Source organism: Streptomyces sp. NPDC022552 (assembly GCF_055561875.1).
This window is the reverse complement of record NZ_JBVHGJ010000002.1, coordinates 248857-264360: the sequence shown is the minus strand read 5'-3', so window position 1 is coordinate 264360 and position 15504 is coordinate 248857. Positions and strand designations below refer to the sequence as shown.

Annotated in this window: 13 protein-coding genes; 8 read left to right on the top strand and 5 right to left on the bottom strand. The window is 71.7% G+C overall.

The features are described 5' to 3' along the window. Positions 1-29: 29 nt before the first annotated feature. Both ACZ3OF_RS06045 and ACZ3OF_RS06040 read right to left on the bottom strand, forming a co-directional pair. On the bottom strand, positions 30-272 hold the full coding sequence (locus ACZ3OF_RS06045) for a hypothetical protein (RefSeq protein ID WP_361680018.1): 243 nt from the start codon (positions 270-272) through the stop codon (positions 30-32). Further along, a complete protein-coding gene (locus tag ACZ3OF_RS06040; RefSeq protein ID WP_361680015.1) occupies positions 265-1698 on the bottom strand; it encodes a ferredoxin reductase family protein in 1434 nt (477 codons plus the stop codon). Before ACZ3OF_RS06040 ends, ACZ3OF_RS06045 begins: the two co-directional genes overlap by 8 nt. Before the next feature lie 212 nt (positions 1699-1910). Between ACZ3OF_RS06040 and ACZ3OF_RS06035 the strand changes: the two genes are divergently transcribed. The 6 genes from ACZ3OF_RS06035 (at position 1911) to ACZ3OF_RS06010 (ending at position 8554) form a co-directional block, all read left to right on the top strand. Next, positions 1911-3161 (top strand): NAD(P)/FAD-dependent oxidoreductase, encoded by a 1251-nt coding sequence (locus tag ACZ3OF_RS06035; protein WP_467303093.1) that lies wholly within the window; start codon positions 1911-1913, stop codon positions 3159-3161. 1 nt (position 3162) lies between these two features. Then, a complete protein-coding gene (nirB, locus tag ACZ3OF_RS06030) occupies positions 3163-5688 on the top strand; it encodes a nitrite reductase large subunit NirB (protein ID WP_361680009.1) in 2526 nt (841 codons plus the stop codon). Between the two features lie 5 nt (positions 5689-5693). Continuing rightward, positions 5694-6026, top strand: coding sequence for a nitrite reductase small subunit NirD (nirD, locus tag ACZ3OF_RS06025; RefSeq protein ID WP_361680006.1), 333 nt, complete (start codon positions 5694-5696; stop codon positions 6024-6026). Between the two features lie 69 nt (positions 6027-6095). Continuing rightward, positions 6096-6680, top strand: coding sequence for a TetR/AcrR family transcriptional regulator (locus ACZ3OF_RS06020; protein WP_361680003.1), 585 nt, complete (start codon positions 6096-6098; stop codon positions 6678-6680). Between the two features lie 97 nt (positions 6681-6777). Beyond that, positions 6778-7539, top strand: a complete 762-nt coding sequence (locus ACZ3OF_RS06015; RefSeq protein ID WP_467303092.1) for an SDR family NAD(P)-dependent oxidoreductase — start codon at positions 6778-6780, stop codon at positions 7537-7539. A 55-nt stretch (positions 7540-7594) separates the two neighbouring features. Then, positions 7595-8554: an oxidoreductase gene (locus tag ACZ3OF_RS06010; RefSeq protein ID WP_467303091.1), complete on the top strand. Its 960-nt coding sequence runs from the start codon at positions 7595-7597 to the stop codon at positions 8552-8554. A 23-nt stretch (positions 8555-8577) separates the two neighbouring features. Here ACZ3OF_RS06010 and ACZ3OF_RS06005 read toward each other — a convergent pair whose 3' ends face one another. Continuing rightward, positions 8578-8988 (bottom strand): VOC family protein, encoded by a 411-nt coding sequence (locus ACZ3OF_RS06005; RefSeq protein WP_361679994.1) that lies wholly within the window; start codon positions 8986-8988, stop codon positions 8578-8580. Between the two features lie 140 nt (positions 8989-9128). On the opposite strand from ACZ3OF_RS06005, the gene ACZ3OF_RS06000 reads away from it, so the two are divergent. Both ACZ3OF_RS06000 and ACZ3OF_RS05995 read left to right on the top strand, forming a co-directional pair. After that, positions 9129-9698: a hypothetical protein gene (locus ACZ3OF_RS06000; protein ID WP_467303090.1), complete on the top strand. Its 570-nt coding sequence runs from the start codon at positions 9129-9131 to the stop codon at positions 9696-9698. A gap of 216 nt (positions 9699-9914) precedes the next feature. Further along, complete coding sequence (locus ACZ3OF_RS05995) at positions 9915-11075, top strand: alkaline phosphatase PhoX (protein ID WP_361679989.1); 1161 nt, start codon at positions 9915-9917, stop codon at positions 11073-11075. Here the strand turns inward: ACZ3OF_RS05995 and ACZ3OF_RS05990 are convergent. Both ACZ3OF_RS05990 and ppdK read right to left on the bottom strand, forming a co-directional pair. After that, entirely contained in the window at positions 11045-12091 is a 1047-nt protein-coding gene (locus ACZ3OF_RS05990) for an ArsR/SmtB family transcription factor (protein WP_361679986.1), read from the bottom strand. The two genes, ACZ3OF_RS05995 and ACZ3OF_RS05990, sit on opposite strands and share 31 nt — an antisense overlap. 573 nt (positions 12092-12664) lie before the next feature. Continuing rightward, the gene (ppdK, locus tag ACZ3OF_RS05985) at positions 12665-15376 is read right to left on the bottom strand and encodes a pyruvate, phosphate dikinase (RefSeq protein ID WP_361679983.1); all 2712 of its coding nucleotides are present in this window, start codon (positions 15374-15376) and stop codon (positions 12665-12667) included. Positions 15377-15504 lie beyond the last annotated feature (128 nt).

The window sequence follows — 15504 nt, the reverse complement described above, 5'->3', positions numbered from 1 at the left end:
GCCTAGGGAGCAGATGGGTGTGCCGTCCATCAATCTCTGGAGAGTTGAGCTACGTCTGAGGTTGTGCCGATCGGCGACCGGTCGGGCGCGGGCGGCGCGGCCGGTTCGACGGCGACGGTGAGGAAGGTCGCGGCGAGGGCGCCGACGGCGAGGAGCCCGGCCGCGACCTGCCGTCTGGCGCGGTCGGTGGGGTGGACGGCCTGCGCCCGGGCAGCGGCGTGCCCGGTGAGGCGGGCGGTGACGCGGGGGCGCGGGGCGCGGTGCTTAGTCATGGCTGAAGTCCTCGGTGTGGATGCGGCGGGCGGGGACCCCGGCCCGGACGAGTGCGTCGGTGGCCGCGCGGGCCATCGCGGGCGGACCGCACAGATAGACGTCGTGGGCGGCGAGGTCGGGCACGAGGCCCCGCAGGGCCTGCGGGGCCAGCGGGTCGAAGGAGGCGTCGGACGGGCCGAGGAGGTAGTGGAGCGCGGCCTGGCGTGCGTGGGCGATCCGTTCGAGCTCCTCGCGCAGGACGAGCCCCTCCGCGTCGGACGCCCGGTAGAGCAGCGTCACGTCGCCGGGCCCTCCCGGCATGGTCTCGAACAGCGCCCGCATCGGCGTGATGCCCACGCCCCCGGCGAGCAGCAGCACCTTGCGGCGGGTGCGGCGGTGGGCGGTGAGCGCGCCGAACGGTCCGGTGGCCAGGACGCGGGTGCCGGGGCGCAGCCGCCGGATCCGGCGGGTGTGGTCGCCGAGGGCCTTGACGGTGATCCGCAGGGTGTCGTCGCGGACGGGCGCGGAGAGCGAGAACGGCAGCGCGGTGCGCCAGAGCCGCCGGGACAGGAACCGCCAGCGGAAGAACTGGCCGGGTTCGGCGCACAGCCGCTCCAGGCCGGTGCCGCGGATGGTCACCGAGACGACGTCCGGGCTCTCGTCGCGGACCTCGGTCACCCGGAGGGTGTGGCGGAGGGCCTGCCGGACGGGGACGACGATCCGGTACCAGACGAGGAGGACGGCGACGGTGGCGTGGGCCATCGACCAGCCCCAGAGCGCGAGCACGCTTCCGGTGAGGTCGGGGCCCGCGAGCTGGTGCACGAAGCCGAGGGCGGCGGCGAGGTGGCTGAGCAGATGGACCGCCCGCCAGGTCTCGTGACGCAGCCGCCGCCGGGCGGCCCGGGCGGAGGTCACCCCGACGGCGACGAAGAGCGCGGTACCGGCGGTGGCGGCGGCGAGCGCGGGGTAGGCGAGCAGGCCGCCCGCGGCGGTGACGAGGTCGGTACGGGTGTGCACGGCGTACCCGCAGAGCGCGAGGAGCGCGTGGGCGCCGACGAGCCCGAGGACGTACCGTCCGCCGAGCGCGTGCCACCGGGCGAGCCGGTCGGCACCGACCCCGTGCTCGACGGCGGGGACACGGGCCATCAGGAAGAGCATGACGAGCACGCCGTAGCCGGCGAGCAGCCCGGTGAGGTGGGCTCCACCGGCGAAGAAGGCGTCGAGCCGGGCGGAGGGCTCCGCCTGGACCCCCCACATGAGCGCGACGCCCCCGGCCCCGGCGACGATGCCGTCCCGCAGCCGACCGGGGGCGACGCGCAGCGGCGCCGGGGTACGCGGGACGGGCGGGAGGCGCCGGGGCGCCGGCCCGGGCCGCACGCGCCCCTCGCGCTGCTCCAGGTACGCGGCGAGCGCCGGATGGGTCGGTTCCTGAACCTCGGTGGTCACAGCACCGCAGACTAGGGTCAGGCGGTATACGAGAACCCCAGGTCAGCCCCTCCCCCGCGATCCTTAAGGTCCCCTTGAGGACGCCCTGACCACCGGTTAAGCCTCACCGCCGCGCGCCTCACAGTGCGATCCCCCGGCAGCTGAGATCAGCGTTCCGTGCGGGAAACAGTTGGGATGCCGACGGGTAACACCCGCCCCGCACTCTTCGGTGCATGAGTACACGGATCGTGGTGGTCGGAGGCGGAACGGCGGGCGCCCGGCTCGCCCAGCGTCTGCCCGTCACCCTCCTCGGCGAAGAGCCGCACGCGCCCTACAACAGGGTGCTGCTCGCGGACGTCCTCGCCGGGCGGTACGCGCCGGAGGTGATCGCGCTGCCTGCCCCTCTGGAGCCGGTGCGGCGAGGGGTGCGGGCGGTGCGGATCGACCGGGCCGCGCGGACCGTGGAGTGCGACGACGGCACGGAGGTCGGCTACGACCGGCTGGTCCTGGCGACCGGCTCCAACCCGGTGCTTCCGCCGCTGCGCGGACTGCGCGGCTCGCTGCTGCCGTCGGGCGTCCACCCGTTCCGTACGCTCGACGACTGCCTGGAGCTCCGGGCCGTCGTCCGCCCCGGGGTCCGCGCGGTCGTCATCGGCGGCGGTCTGCTCGGGGTCTCGGCGGCCCGCGCGCTGGCCGCGCTCGGCGCGGAGGTCGTGCTGACCCAGCAGGGCGAGCGGCTCATGGAGCGCCAGCTCGACGCCTCGGCCTCGGAGCTGCTCCGGACGCACGTGGAGTCCCTCGGCGTGGAGGTGCACACCGAGTGCCGCGTCAGCGGGCTGCGGCAGCGGGACGGCGCGGTCACGGCCGTGGAACTCGCCGACGGGTTCGTGCTCGACGCCCAGGTCGTGGTGCTCGCGTGCGGGGTGAGGCCGCGGATCGGTCTCGCCCGGGACGCCGGGCTCGACGTCCGTACGGGCGTCGTCGTCGACGACCAGCTGCGGACCTCCGACCCGTACATCCACGCCATCGGCGACTGCGCCGAGCACGCCGGCCGCGTCTACGGACTGGCGGGCCCGGCGCTGGAACAGGCGGACGCGCTGGCGGACATCCTCCGGTCGGAGGCGGCGGACGCGGCCCCCGCGGCCACCACGCTCCCCGCCGAACCCGCCGCGCCCCGCCCTGCGTACACCGGCACGCGCGCCCTGACCCGGCTCACGCTCGGCGGGCCCGGGGCCGGGCCCGAAGCACTCGACCTGGCCGCCTTCGGCGAGGCGACACCGCTGCCCGGGGACGACGTCGTCCAGCTGACGGACGCCACCCGGCGCGCCTATCGCAAGGTCGTCGTCCGCGGCGACCGGCTCGTCGGCGGCGTGCTGCTCGGCGATCTCGCCGCGGTCGGGACGCTCGCCCGGGCGTGGGAGGGCGACGAGGCCCTGCCCGACGCTCCCCTGCTTCATCTGCTCACCCATGACGGAGGCTCCTGAGATGCACACCCCCACCCTCGTCCTGGTCGGCCACGGCATGGTCGGCCAGCGGTTCCTGGAGGCGCTCGCGGACCGGGGCGTCACCGAGCGCGCGCGGGTCGTCGTCCTCTGCGAGGAGCCGCGCCCCGCCTACGACCGCGTCCAGTTGACCTCGTACTTCAACGGCCGGACCCCCGACGATCTGTCGATGGTCGAGGACGGCTTCATGGAGAAGTACGGCATCGAGCTGTACGTCGGCGACCCGGCCGAGTCGATCGACCGCGCGGCCCGTACGGTCACCGCCCGCTCCGGGCAGGTCTTCGCGTACGACACGCTCGTCCTGGCCACCGGCTCGTACCCCTTCGTGCCGCCCGTCCCCGGCAAGGACGCCCGCGGCTGTTTCGTGTACCGGACGATCGAGGACCTGCTCGCGATCGAGGAGTACGCGAAGACGGCGACGACGGGCGCGGTCGTCGGCGGCGGTCTGCTCGGCCTGGAGGCGGCGGGCGCGCTCAAGGGGCTCGGACTCGACACGCACGTCGTGGAGTTCGCGCCCCGGCTGATGCCGGTGCAGGTCGACGAGGGTGGCGGCGCGGCGCTGCTGCGCACGATCGAGCAGATGGGGCTGACGGTCCACACCGGCACGGGCACGCAGGAGGTGGTGACCGCGGACGGCGTGGTCACCGGGATGCGGCTCTCGGACGGCTCCGAGGTGGCCACGGACATGGTGGTGTTCTCGGCGGGTGTACGCCCCCGGGACCAGTTGGCGCGCGACTGCGGTCTCACGGTCGGCGAGCGCGGCGGCATCGCGGTGGACGACCGGTGCCGGACGTCCGATCCGTCCGTCTACGCGATCGGCGAGTGCGCGCTCGCCTCGGACGGCCGGGTGTACGGCCTGGTGGCGCCCGGCTACGAGATGGCGCTGACGGTGGCGGCGACGATCGCCGACGAGGCCGAGGAGCGCTCCTTCACGGGTGCCGACATGTCGACGAAGCTGAAGCTGCTCGGTGTGGACGTGGCCTCCTTCGGCGACGCGCACGGCACGACCGAGGGCTGCCTCGACGTCGTGTACTCCGACTCCCGCTCCGGGGTCTACAAGAAGCTCGTGGTCGACGGGGACGGGGTGCTGCTCGGCGGTGTCCTGGTCGGTGACGCCGACTCGTACGGCATGCTGCGGCCGCTCACCGGCTCGGTGCCGCCCGTCTCCCCCGAGCAGCTGGTCCTCCCGGCGGGCGCGGGCGCGCCGGTCGCGCTCGGTCCGTCCGCGCTGCCGGACGACGCGGTCATATGCTCGTGCCACAACGTCACCAAGCACGCGATCAGCCAGTGCGCGACGCTGCCGGAGGTGAAGAAGTGCACCAAGGCGGGGACGGGCTGCGGCAGTTGCGTGAAGCTCATCGGCCAGTTGCTGCCGGAGCCCGCGGACAAGGGGCTGTGCGGCTGCTTCTCGTACACCCGCAGTGAGCTGTACGAGATCACCCGTACGCTGCGGCTGACCTCCTTCGCCGAGCTGCTCGACTCGCACGGCCGGCCGGAGGCGCGGGGCGGCGAGGGGTGCGAGGTCTGCAAGCCGACCGTCGGCTCGATCCTGGCCAGTCTCGCGCCGACGATCGGGGTGGGCGGCTACATCCTCGACGGCGAGCAGGCGTCCCTCCAGGACACCAACGACCACTTCCTCGCGAACCTCCAGCGCAACGGCTCGTACTCGGTCGTGCCCCGCATCCCGGGCGGCGAGATCACCCCGGAGAAGCTGATCGTGATCGGTGAGGTGGCCCGCGACTTCGGCCTCTACACCAAGATCACGGGTGGTCAGCGGATCGACCTGTTCGGTGCCCGGGTGGACCAGCTGCCCGCGATCTGGACCCGGCTGGTCGACGCGGGCTTCGAGTCGGGGCACGCGTACGGCAAGTCGCTGCGCACGGTGAAGTCCTGCGTGGGGCAGACCTGGTGCCGCTACGGCGTCCAGGACTCGGTGAAGATGGCGATCCAGCTGGAGCTGCGCTACCGGGGCCTGCGCTCCCCGCACAAGCTCAAGTCGGCGGTATCCGGCTGCGCCCGGGAGTGCGCGGAGGCGCAGTCGAAGGACTTCGGCGTCATCGCGACGGCCAACGGCTGGAACCTGTACGTCGGCGGCAACGGCGGCGCGACCCCGCGCCACGCGGACCTGCTCGCGCAGGACCTGTCGGACGCCGAACTGGTGCGGCTGATCGACCGGTTCCTGATGTTCTACATCCGCACCGCCGACCGCCTGGAGCGCACCTCGGTGTGGCTGGAGCGCCTCGAGGGCGGGCTCGACCATCTGCGGGACGTGGTCGTGCACGACTCGCTGGGGCTCTGCGACGAGCTGGAGGCCCTGATGGCGGCCCATGTCGCGGACTACCAGGACGAGTGGGCCGCGACCCTGGACGACCCGGAGCGGCTGCGCCGCTTCGTCTCCTTCGTGAACGCGCCGGACGCGCCGGACCCGTCGGTGCGGTTCATCCCGGAGCGCGACCAGATCAAGCCGGACCTGACCATTCTCACCATCGGAACTCTGGAAGGGGTCTGAAGCCGATGAACCTCGAACTCTCCCACGACGTCGAGGCCGACGCCTGGACGACGGTCTGCGAGACCGCCCGGCTGATCCCGGGCCGGGGCGTGGCCGCGCTGCTTCCCGACGGCCGGCAGGCGGCGCTCTTCCTGGACCGGGCGGGGCGGGCGTACGCGATCGAGAACCGCGACCCGTTCACGGGCGCCCAGGTGCTGTCCCGGGGTCTCCTCGGATCGGCTGGCGGACGGACCTTCGTGGCCTCGCCGCTCCTGAAGCAGCGCTTCGACCTGGAGACGGGGAAGTGCCTGGACGACGAGGGCGTTTCGGTGGCGGTCTTCCCGGTCCGCACGGTGTGATGTGCCGGCCGTGGATCAGGTGATCATTTCTACTTGACCGCTCGTTCCAGATACTCCTAGAGTCAACGCGTGGCCAGGACCAAGGAATTCGACCCGGACGCCGCGCTCCAGGCAGCCCTCCATCTGTTCTGGGCGCGCGGGTACGAGGCGACGACGATGGCGGATCTCGTCGAGACCCTCGGGATCGGCCGCGCCAGCATCTACGCGACCTTCGGCAACAAGCACGCCCTGTACCTGAAGGCGCTGGACCGCTACCTCCGGTCACGCGACCCGCTGATCCTGGAGGAGCTGTCCGCGCCCGGGCCGGCGCTTCCGCCCGTACGGGCCCTGATCCGCCGCTTCGCGGCGGAGGCGGGGGCCGAGGAAGCCCGCCTGAACGGCTGCTTCGTCACCAACTCGGCGGCCGAACTGGGGCCGCGCGACGAGGCGGTGGCGCACCGCGTGGAGCGGAGCTGGGATCACATCGAGACCCTGATCCACGCCGCGCTGGTACGGGCCCGCGCCCAGGGCGAGCTGCCCGCCGACCGCGATCCGCGGGCGCTGGCCCGGATGCTGCTCGTCCTGGCACAGGGGCTCCGCGTGGTCGGCAAGGCGTCGAGCGACCCGGCCCGGGTCCACGACGCGGCGGAACAGGCCCTGGCCCTGCTGGACTGAGGCCGGTCGCGAGAACCAAGGGGCGCCCCACGGCGCCCCTTTCCCCGGCCCCCTTATTGGAACGTACGGTCAAGAAACCTAGGGAGTTGGCATCCACATGCCCACACGTTTCACCGAGAAGCGCGTCCTCGTCACCGGCGCCGGCACCGGACTCGGACGGGCCATCGCGCTGGCCTTCGCCGCCGAGGGCGCGAAGGTCGTCGTCTCCGGCCGCAGCGCCGCCACCCTCGACGAGACAGTGCTGCTGATCAAGGACCTCGGCGGCACCGCGGCCGCCGTCACGGCCGATGTCGCCCGCCCCGAGGACACCCGCCGTCTGGTCCGGGAGACCGTCGAGACCTTCGGCGGACTGGACGTCGCCGTCAACAACGCCGGGATCTTCCGGGGCGGCGCGTCCGCCGCCGACTTCCCCCTGGAGGACTGGCAGGCCCTGCTCGACACCAACGTCACCGGCGTCCTGCACTCCCTCCAGGCCGAGATCGCCCATATGCGGGCCCATGGCGGCGGCGCCATCGTCAACATCTCCTCCAACCTCGGCCCGCACCTCCGCATCCCCGGCGTCTTCGGCTACCAGGTCTCCAAGGCGGCGGTCTCCGCGATGACGCGCGCCGCCGCCCTCGACCACATCACCGAGGGCGTCCGTATCAACGCGGTCAGCCCCGGAGCCTCGGAGTCCGCGATGTCGCTGCGGCCCGGCGAGACGGAGGCCGAGCGGGCGGTGCGGATGAAGGGCGAGTCCCCGCTCGGCCGGATCTCGGCGGCCTCCGAGGTCGCGGCGGCGGTGCTCTACCTCGCCTCGGAGGACGCGGGCTCGGTCGTCGGCACCGACCTGGTGATCGACGGCGGCGTTTCGGCCTGAGGCGGTCGGACGTAGGCTGGGCCACCTACTCCGGAGTAAGAACGAGGGGGTCCGCATGGCCACGCCCGGCCGCAGCACCGGCAGAGGCATCGGCGCCTGGAGCGCCCGCGACATCCCGGACCAGCGCGGCCGCACCGCCGTGGTCACCGGCTCCAACAGCGGCATCGGTCTGGTCACCGCCCGCGAACTCGCCCGCAGGGGTGCCCGGGTGGTGCTCGCGTGCCGCAGCGAGGCCCGCGGAACGGCGGCCGTCGAGCGGGTGCGGATCGAAGTGCCGGGCGCGGAGGTGGAGTTCCGCCCCCTGGACCTCGCGGACCTCTCCTCCGTACGGGAGTTCGCGGGCTCGCTCCCGTACGAACGGCTGGATCTGCTCGTCAACAACGCGGGCGTGATGGCGCTGCCGTACGGCCGGACCGCGGACGGCTTCGAGACGCAGTTCGGCGTCAACCACCTGGGACACTTCGCGCTCACCGGCCTGCTGCTGCCCCGGCTGCTCGACGCCCCGTCGGCCCGGATCGTCACCGTGTCCAGCGGCATGCACGCGCTGTCCAGGCTGGACATGGGCGATCTCAACAGCGAGCGGAAGTACCGCCGCTGGATCGCCTACGGCCGCTCCAAGACGGCCAATCTGCTCTTCGTCCACGAGCTGGCGCGGCGGCTGGGGGCGGCGGGCTCGGGAATCGTGGCGGCGGCTGCCCACCCCGGGTACGCGGCGACCAACCTGCAGACGGCCGGGGCGCGGATGGAGGGCCGTACGGCCGCGGAGCGGATCATCGAGCTCGGCAACCGGCACCTCGCCCAGCCGGCCGAGGCCGGGGCGCTGCCGACGCTCTACGCGGCGACGGCGGACGGGGTGGCGCCCGACTCGTTCACCGGCCCGTCGTTCCTGATGGTGCGGGGTGCGCCCGGCGCTTCGTGGCGGGCGCGGTGGACGCTCGACGACGTCGCCGGTGAGCGGCTCTGGGTTGCCTCGGAGCAGCTCACCGGCGTGACGTACGACGGTCTGAAGGGGTGATCGGCGGGGAACCCGCCGGGTGATCAGCCCTGGATGGCGGCCGGGTCCATCCACATGACCTCCCAGTGGTGGCCGTCGGGGTCCGTGAAGGAGCGGCCGTACATCGTGCCGTAGTCCATGGGCTCCTTCGCCGGGGAACCGCCGGCGGCGAGAGCGCCGTCCGCCAGCTCGTCGACCTTCTCGCGGCTCTCGGCGCTCAGCGCGAGGAGCACCTGGGTCGTCCTGGTCGCGTCGGCGATCTCCTTGCCCGGCTTGGTGAACTCCTTGAACTTGGGCTCGGTCAGCAGCATCGCGAAGATCGTGTCGCTGATGATCATGCACGCGGCGGTCTCGTCGCTGAACTGCGGGTTGAAGGAGTAGCCGAGCTTGCCCCAGAAGGCCTTCGAGGCCTCGAGGTCCTTGACCGGCAGGTTGACGAAGATCATCTGGTTCATGGTGTCCGCTCTCTCGTGTCTCTCGTGCGTCTGGGGTGTCTCAGGTGCCTCGTGTGCGCTTTCGAGAGTTAAGACGGCGGGCCCCGTCCGAACTCATCGGCGCACGGGAAGTTTTTTCCGGACCGGGCTGACGTCGGGGTATGAGCCCCGCGGGCAGGAAGATCACGGAGCGATTGTCGGACGACGCCCTGACCGCCGCCACCGGTAAGGGCTGGGCAGCATGGTTCGCCCAGCTCGACTCCTGGGGCGCCGAGCGGCAGGGGCACACCGCGATCGCCCGCCATCTGGTGGAGGCGCACGGCGTCAACGGCTGGCACGCCCAGTCGATCTCCGTCGGCTACGAGCAGGAGCGCGGGCTGCGCGAGGTCGGCCAGTCCTCCGGTGGCGACTGGCAGGTCAGCGCGAGCAAGACGGTGAACGCCCCGGCCGAGCGCTGCACGGCCGCCTTCGCCGACGAGCAGCTGCGCCGCCGATGGCTCCCCGACGGCGAGCTCGACGTCCGCACCCATCGGCCGGGCAGGTCGGTGACGGCGGACTGGGACGGCGGGACGAGCTGGATCGAGGTCCATCTAGAGCCGGTGCGCGACGCGAAGACCCGGATCGGCCTCGGCCACACGAAGCTCCCGGACGCGGACGCGGTGGCGGCCTACAAGGAGTTCCGGCGCGAGCGCTTCGCCGAGCTCAAGACGCTCCTGGAGTCCGAGGCGTAACCGGCGGCCCGAGGCCCCACACGCCCCGACCGGCCGGCTCCGGCCGCCGTGCGCGCGCCTCCGTACTCCACTCACCTTCCGACCGACGCTTCCCCTTCATCGGTTGTTGCTGCACCGTCAACTCCGTACCAACTCCGTACTCCTAGGTTCCGAAAGCGCGCGACCCCGCCGCCGACCGGTGCGGCGGGTTCACACACCACCCTTCTGGAGTGAGACGTGGAGCGACGCAGTTTCCTGCGCGGAGCGGTCATCGGCACGTCGGCGGCCGCCTTCGGCGGCACCCTGATGCGCGGTGCGGCCTACGCGGCCCCCGCCCAGCCCGGCGCCGGCCCCTACGGGGCCCTCGGCTCCGCCGACGCCAACGGCATCCTGCTGCCGAGCGGATTCAGCAGCCGGGTCATCGCCCGGTCGGGACAGACCGTCCCCGGCACCTCGTACACCTGGCACAACGCCCCCGACGGCGGCGCCTGCTTCGCCGACGGAAGCGGCTGGATCTATGTCTCCAACTCGGAGATCAACCCCGGCGGCGGCGCGAGCGCGGTGAAGTTCAGCTCCACCGGCACCGTCACGGGCGCGTACCGCATCCTCTCCAACACGCGCACCAACTGCGCGGGCGGCAAGACCCCGTGGAACACCTGGCTCTCCTGCGAGGAGGTCAGCCTCGGTTACGTCTACGAGACCGACCCGTACGGCGTGAACGCGGCCGTCCGCCGCGCCGCGATGGGCCGCTTCAAGCACGAGGCGGCCGCCGCCGACCCCGTCCGCAGGGTGATCTACCTGACCGAGGACGAGACAAGCGGCTGCTTCTACCGGTTCATACCCACCACCTGGGGCAACCTCTCCTCGGGGACGCTCCAGGTCCTGGTGGCCGGCACCGCCACCTCCGGCTCCTTCACCTGGCAGAACGTGCCGGACCCGGACGGCTCGCCGACCGCGACGCGCAGCCAGGTCTCCGGCTCGAAGAAGTTCAACGGCGGCGAGGGCTGCCACTACGCCAACGACACCGTCTGGTTCACCACCAAGGGCGACAACCGTCTCTGGCAGCTCAACCTCACCACCAACACCTACGAGCTCGCGTACGACGACTCGCTGGTGTCCGGCGGCGGCGCCCCGCTGACGGGCGTCGACAACGTCACCGGCTCCTCCTCCGGCGACCTGTTCATCGCCGAGGACGGCGGCAACATGGAGATCTGCATCATCACGCCGGACGACGTCGTCGCCCCGTTCCTGCGGATCAGCGGCCAGTCCGGCTCCGAGATCACCGGACCGGCGTTCTCCCCCGACGGCAGGAGGCTGTACTTCTCCAGCCAGCGCGGCACCTCGGGCAGCTCCTCGGGCGGCATCACCTACGAGGTGACGGGCCCGTTCCGGGCGTAGAGCCGCTCCGCGGGGGCCGCCGACACGGCCCCCGCGACCCTTCTCCGGGCGCCGCCGAGCAGGGCGGCGCCCAACGGCGTCAGGGTGTGCAGGACGGCGTTGCCGTGCCGCAGGGTCGCGACGAGCCCCGCCTCGCGCAGAACGCCGGCGTGCTGGCTGGCCGAGGCGAGCGACACCCCGGCCCTGCGGGCGAGTTCGCTGGTGGTGCCGCCGTCGCCGATCGCGTGCAGGACCGCCGAGCGCGTGTTGCCGACCAGCTTGGCGAGCGAGGAGCCGCCGGGCTCGTGGACGGTGGGCGCCTCGCAGTGCGTCGTCGGGTAGACGAGCACCGGCGGCAGCGCCGGGTCGCGCAGGACGACCGGCGTGCCGCGACAGAAGTACGAGGGCTGGAGCAACAGGCCCCTGCCGTCGAGGTGGAGGTCCCGCGCGACGGGATAGTCGGCCTCCAGGACGGGTGAGCGCCAGCGGAACATCGGCGGCAGCGAGGCGAGGAGCTCCTCGGCGCCCCCGTCGAGCAGGGCGCGGCCGCGCAGCGCGCGGTCGGCCTCGACCCGGGCGCGGATGTGCGGCCAGTACGGCTCGATCGCGGCCCGGTGGTAGCTGCGCAGGGTCCCGAGGAGCCGGCTGAACGGTTCTCCACCGCCCTCGGCGAGGGCGCGCAGCGAGTGCGGCACCGTACGGCCGCCGGCCCGGTCGGCACCGAGGAGGGCCAGCTCGGACCTGAGCCGCTCCACGGGGGTCTCGCGGAGCGCCTGAAGGGCCTCGTCGAGACCGTGGAGGCCCTCGGGAGGGGTCAGGAAGTCGGGGAAGTAACCGCGACTCGGGACGAGCGCGGCAAGCAGCCGCGTCTCCCCGTTGAGCCGGGGACGTGTGTCGGAACGCCATTCTCCGTAGACGACCGGCCCCCGCCGGTCCCTAAGCCGGTGAAAGCTGAGAATCGTTTCCCACAGAACGTCCGGCCGGGCCGCCATACGCACCCCCGCCACGTCGCTCGCGGTGAAATGAATCCGCAGCATTGAACCCCCACCTGTGCACTCGCAACCGCCCCCGTCGATGAGTATGCACATCATCACAGCACGTTACCAGGGTGTTTCAGCCACACTTGAAAGGCATCGCGGCGACCGGGGGCAAACGGAAAAGCTGTGGGGGTCGGGCAGGAAACCTTCAGGACCGAGGTGGCGTGGCGAAGACCGTGGGGGGCTTTGCGCGTCCGGCGGCGGTCGGCGAGGGTTGCGGCTCACCTGCCCGGCATGGGTAATGGGCGCGGCCACCGGGTGGGGATCCGGGGGTCGCGCCCGTCCCGTTCTTTGCGGGACCAATCGTGGAAAGTTCAATACCGAAAGTTCAACGACCAATAATTCAATCGGCCTCGATTGAACATAAACTCACATCCGGCGTACATCCCGGGGCCGCGCCGGGGTGGACGAAATACGACGGGGCGGACACCTCCGCACAAGGTGTCCGCCCCGTCTCTCTTGCGACCCGGAGCCGCCGCCCATCGGTTGAGGGTCGGGGACGAGCGGCGACTCCGGTGACCTTTGCTACTGAACGTCCGGTCAGCGGCCGTCCAGCGGCGCCGAGCCGAGGGCTCAGCGGCTGTCGGAGCCCTTCGACTCCGCGGCGGCGCGGCCGGCCTCCAGGCGCGCGACCGGGATCCGGAACGGCGAGCAGGAGACGTAGTCGAGTCCGACCTCGTGGAAGAAGTGCACCGACTCCGGGTCGCCGCCGTGCTCGCCGCAGACGCCGAGCTTGATGTCCGGGCGGGTGGCCCGGCCGGCCTGGACCGCGCTGCGGACCAGCGCGCCGACGCCGTCCTTGTCGATGGTCTCGAACGGCGAGACACCGAAGATGCCCTTCTCCAGGTACGCGGTGAAGAAGCTGGCCTCCACGTCGTCCCGGGAGAAGCCCCACACGGTCTGGGTGAGGTCGTTGGTGCCGAAGGAGAAGAACTCGGCGGCCTCGGCGATCTGACCGGCGGTCACGGCGGCGCGCGGCAGCTCGATCATGGTGCCGAGCGCGAGCTTCAGCTCCACACCGGTCTTGGCCTGGACCTCGGCGATGACCTGCTCGGCCTCGTCGCGGACGATCTCCAGCTCCTGGACGGTGCCGACGAGCGGGATCATGATCTCGGCGCGCGGGTCGCCCTTGGCCTCGATGCGCTGGGCCGCGGCCTCGGCGATCGCGCGGACCTGCATGGTGAACAGACCGGGGATGACCAGGCCGAGCCGGACGCCGCGCAGACCCAGCATCGGGTTCTGCTCGTGCAGGCGGTGCACGGCCTGGAGCAGGCGCAGCTCGTTCTCGTGCGGCTCCTTGCGGGCCTCGGCGAGGGCGACGCGTACCGACAGCTCGGTGATGTCGGGCAGGAACTCGTGCAGCGGCGGGTCGAGCAGACGGACCGTGACGGGCAGCCCGTCCATGGCCTCGAAGAGCTCGACGAAGTCCTTCTTCTGGAGCGGGAGCAGGGCGTCCAGGGCCTCGGTCCGCTCCTCGTCGGTGTCGGCGAGGATCAGCTTCTCGACCATCTCGCGGCGCTCGCCGAGGAACATGTGCTCGGTGCGGCACAGGCCGATGCCCTGGGCGCCGAAGCGACGGGCGCGCGAGGCGTCCTCGGCGTTGTCGGCGTTGGCACGGACGCGCAGCCGGCGGACGCGGTCGGCGTAGGCCATGATCCGGTGGACGGCGGCGACCAGCTCGTCGGCGTCGTCGGCGCCGGCGTGCATCCGGCCCTCGAAGTACTCGACGACCGGGGACGGTACGACGGGTACCTCACCGAGGTACACCTTGCCGGTGGAGCCGTCGATGGAGACGACGTCGCCCTCCTCGATGACCTGTCCCGAGGTGGTGGTCATCCGGCGGCGCTTGGTGTCGACCTCGAGCTCCTCGGCGCCGCAGACACAGGTCTTGCCCATGCCGCGGGCGACGACGGCGGCGTGCGAGGTCTTGCCGCCGCGCGAGGTCAGGATGCCCTCGGAGGCGATCATGCCGTCCAGGTCGTCCGGGTTGGTCTCACGGCGGATGAGGATGACCTTCTCGCCGGAGCGGGACCACTTGACGGCCGTGTACGAGTCGAAGACGGCCTTGCCGACGGCCGCGCCCGGGGAGGCGGCGATACCGCGGCCGATCTGCTCGACCTTGGCGTTCTCGTCGAACTTGGGGAACATCAGCTGCGCGAGCTGGGCGCCGTTGACGCGCTGGAGCGCCTCGGCCTCGTCGATCAGGCCCTGGTCGACGAGCTGGGTGGCGATGCGGAAGGCGGCACCGGCGGTGCGCTTGCCGACGCGGGTCTGGAGCATCCACAGCTGGCCGCGCTCGATGGTGAACTCGATGTCGCAGAGATCCTTGTAGTGGGTCTCCAGGGTCTCCATGATCTGCATCAGCTGGTCGTACGACGCCTTGTCGATCGACTCCAGCTCGGCCAGCGGCACCGTGTTGCGGATACCGGCGACGACGTCCTCGCCCTGCGCGTTCTGCAGGTAGTCGCCGTAGACGCCCTGGTGGCCGGAGGCGGGGTCGCGGGTGAAGGCGACGCCGGTGCCGGAGTCCGGGCCGAGGTTGCCGAAGACCATGGAGCAGATGTTGACCGCGGTGCCCAGGTCGTGCGGGATGCGCTCCTGGCGACGGTAGAGCTTGGCGCGGTCGGTGTTCCAGGAGTTGAAGACGGCCTCGATGGCGAGGTCCATCTGCTCGCGCGGGTCCTGCGGGAAGTCGCGGCCGGCCTCGGCCTTCACGATCTTCTTGAAGTGCTTGACGAGCTTCTTCAGGTCGGCGGCGTCGAGGTCGGTGTCGACGGTGACCTTCTTGGCGGCCTTCGCCTCGTCGAGCGCCTCCTCGAAGAGCTCGCCGTCGACGCCGAGGACGGTCTTGCCGAACATCTGGATGAGGCGGCGGTACGAGTCCCAGGCGAAGCGCGCGTCGCCCGCCTGGGCGGTGAGGCCCTCGACGGAGGTGTCGGAGAGGCCGATGTTCAGGACCGTGTCCATCATGCCGGGCATGGAGAACTTGGCGCCGGAGCGTACGGAGACGAGCAGCGGGTCGTCGGCCTGGCCGAGCTTCTTGCCCATCTTCTGCTCGAGGGCGTCCAGGTGGGCGCTGACCTCGTCGCGGAGCTCGACCGGCTCGGAGCCGCTGTCGAGGTAGACCTTGCACGCCTCGGTGGTGATCGTGAAGCCGGGGGGAACCGGGAGGCCGAGGTTGGTCATCTCGGCGAGGTTCGCACCCTTGCCACCGAGCAGGTCCTTCAGGTCCCTGTTGCCCTCGGTGAAGTCGTACACGAACTTCTGATCTTTGTTTTCCGACACGTGTCTCGACTCCTCGAGGACTCGGTGGCTGCCCTGACGGCGAGGAACATACCCAGATCGAAGGCTCCTGTGGAGGTACGCCTGCCGGTCACATGGTCTTAACCACCCGTCCGCCAGCGCATCGAAAG

Bases quoted from the DNA above. Each gene is read 5' to 3' on its own strand.
- ACZ3OF_RS06000 (WP_467303090.1), top strand. From the start codon at position 9,129: ATGAGCCCCGCGGGCAGGAAGATCACGGAGCGATTGTCGGACGACGCC.
- ACZ3OF_RS05990 (WP_361679986.1), bottom strand. From the start codon at position 12,091: ATGCTGCGGATTCATTTCACCGCGAGCGACGTGGCGGGGGTGCGTATG.
- ACZ3OF_RS06035 (WP_467303093.1), top strand. From the start codon at position 1,911: ATGAGTACACGGATCGTGGTGGTCGGAGGCGGAACGGCGGGCGCCCGG.
- ACZ3OF_RS06010 (WP_467303091.1), top strand. From the start codon at position 7,595: ATGGCCACGCCCGGCCGCAGCACCGGCAGAGGCATCGGCGCCTGGAGC.
- nirD (WP_361680006.1), top strand. From the start codon at position 5,694: ATGAACCTCGAACTCTCCCACGACGTCGAGGCCGACGCCTGGACGACG.
- ACZ3OF_RS06015 (WP_467303092.1), top strand. From the start codon at position 6,778: ATGCCCACACGTTTCACCGAGAAGCGCGTCCTCGTCACCGGCGCCGGC.
- ACZ3OF_RS06005 (WP_361679994.1), bottom strand. From the start codon at position 8,988: ATGAACCAGATGATCTTCGTCAACCTGCCGGTCAAGGACCTCGAGGCC.
- nirB (WP_361680009.1), top strand. From the start codon at position 3,163: ATGCACACCCCCACCCTCGTCCTGGTCGGCCACGGCATGGTCGGCCAG.
- ACZ3OF_RS06045 (WP_361680018.1), bottom strand. From the start codon at position 272: ATGACTAAGCACCGCGCCCCGCGCCCCCGCGTCACCGCCCGCCTCACC.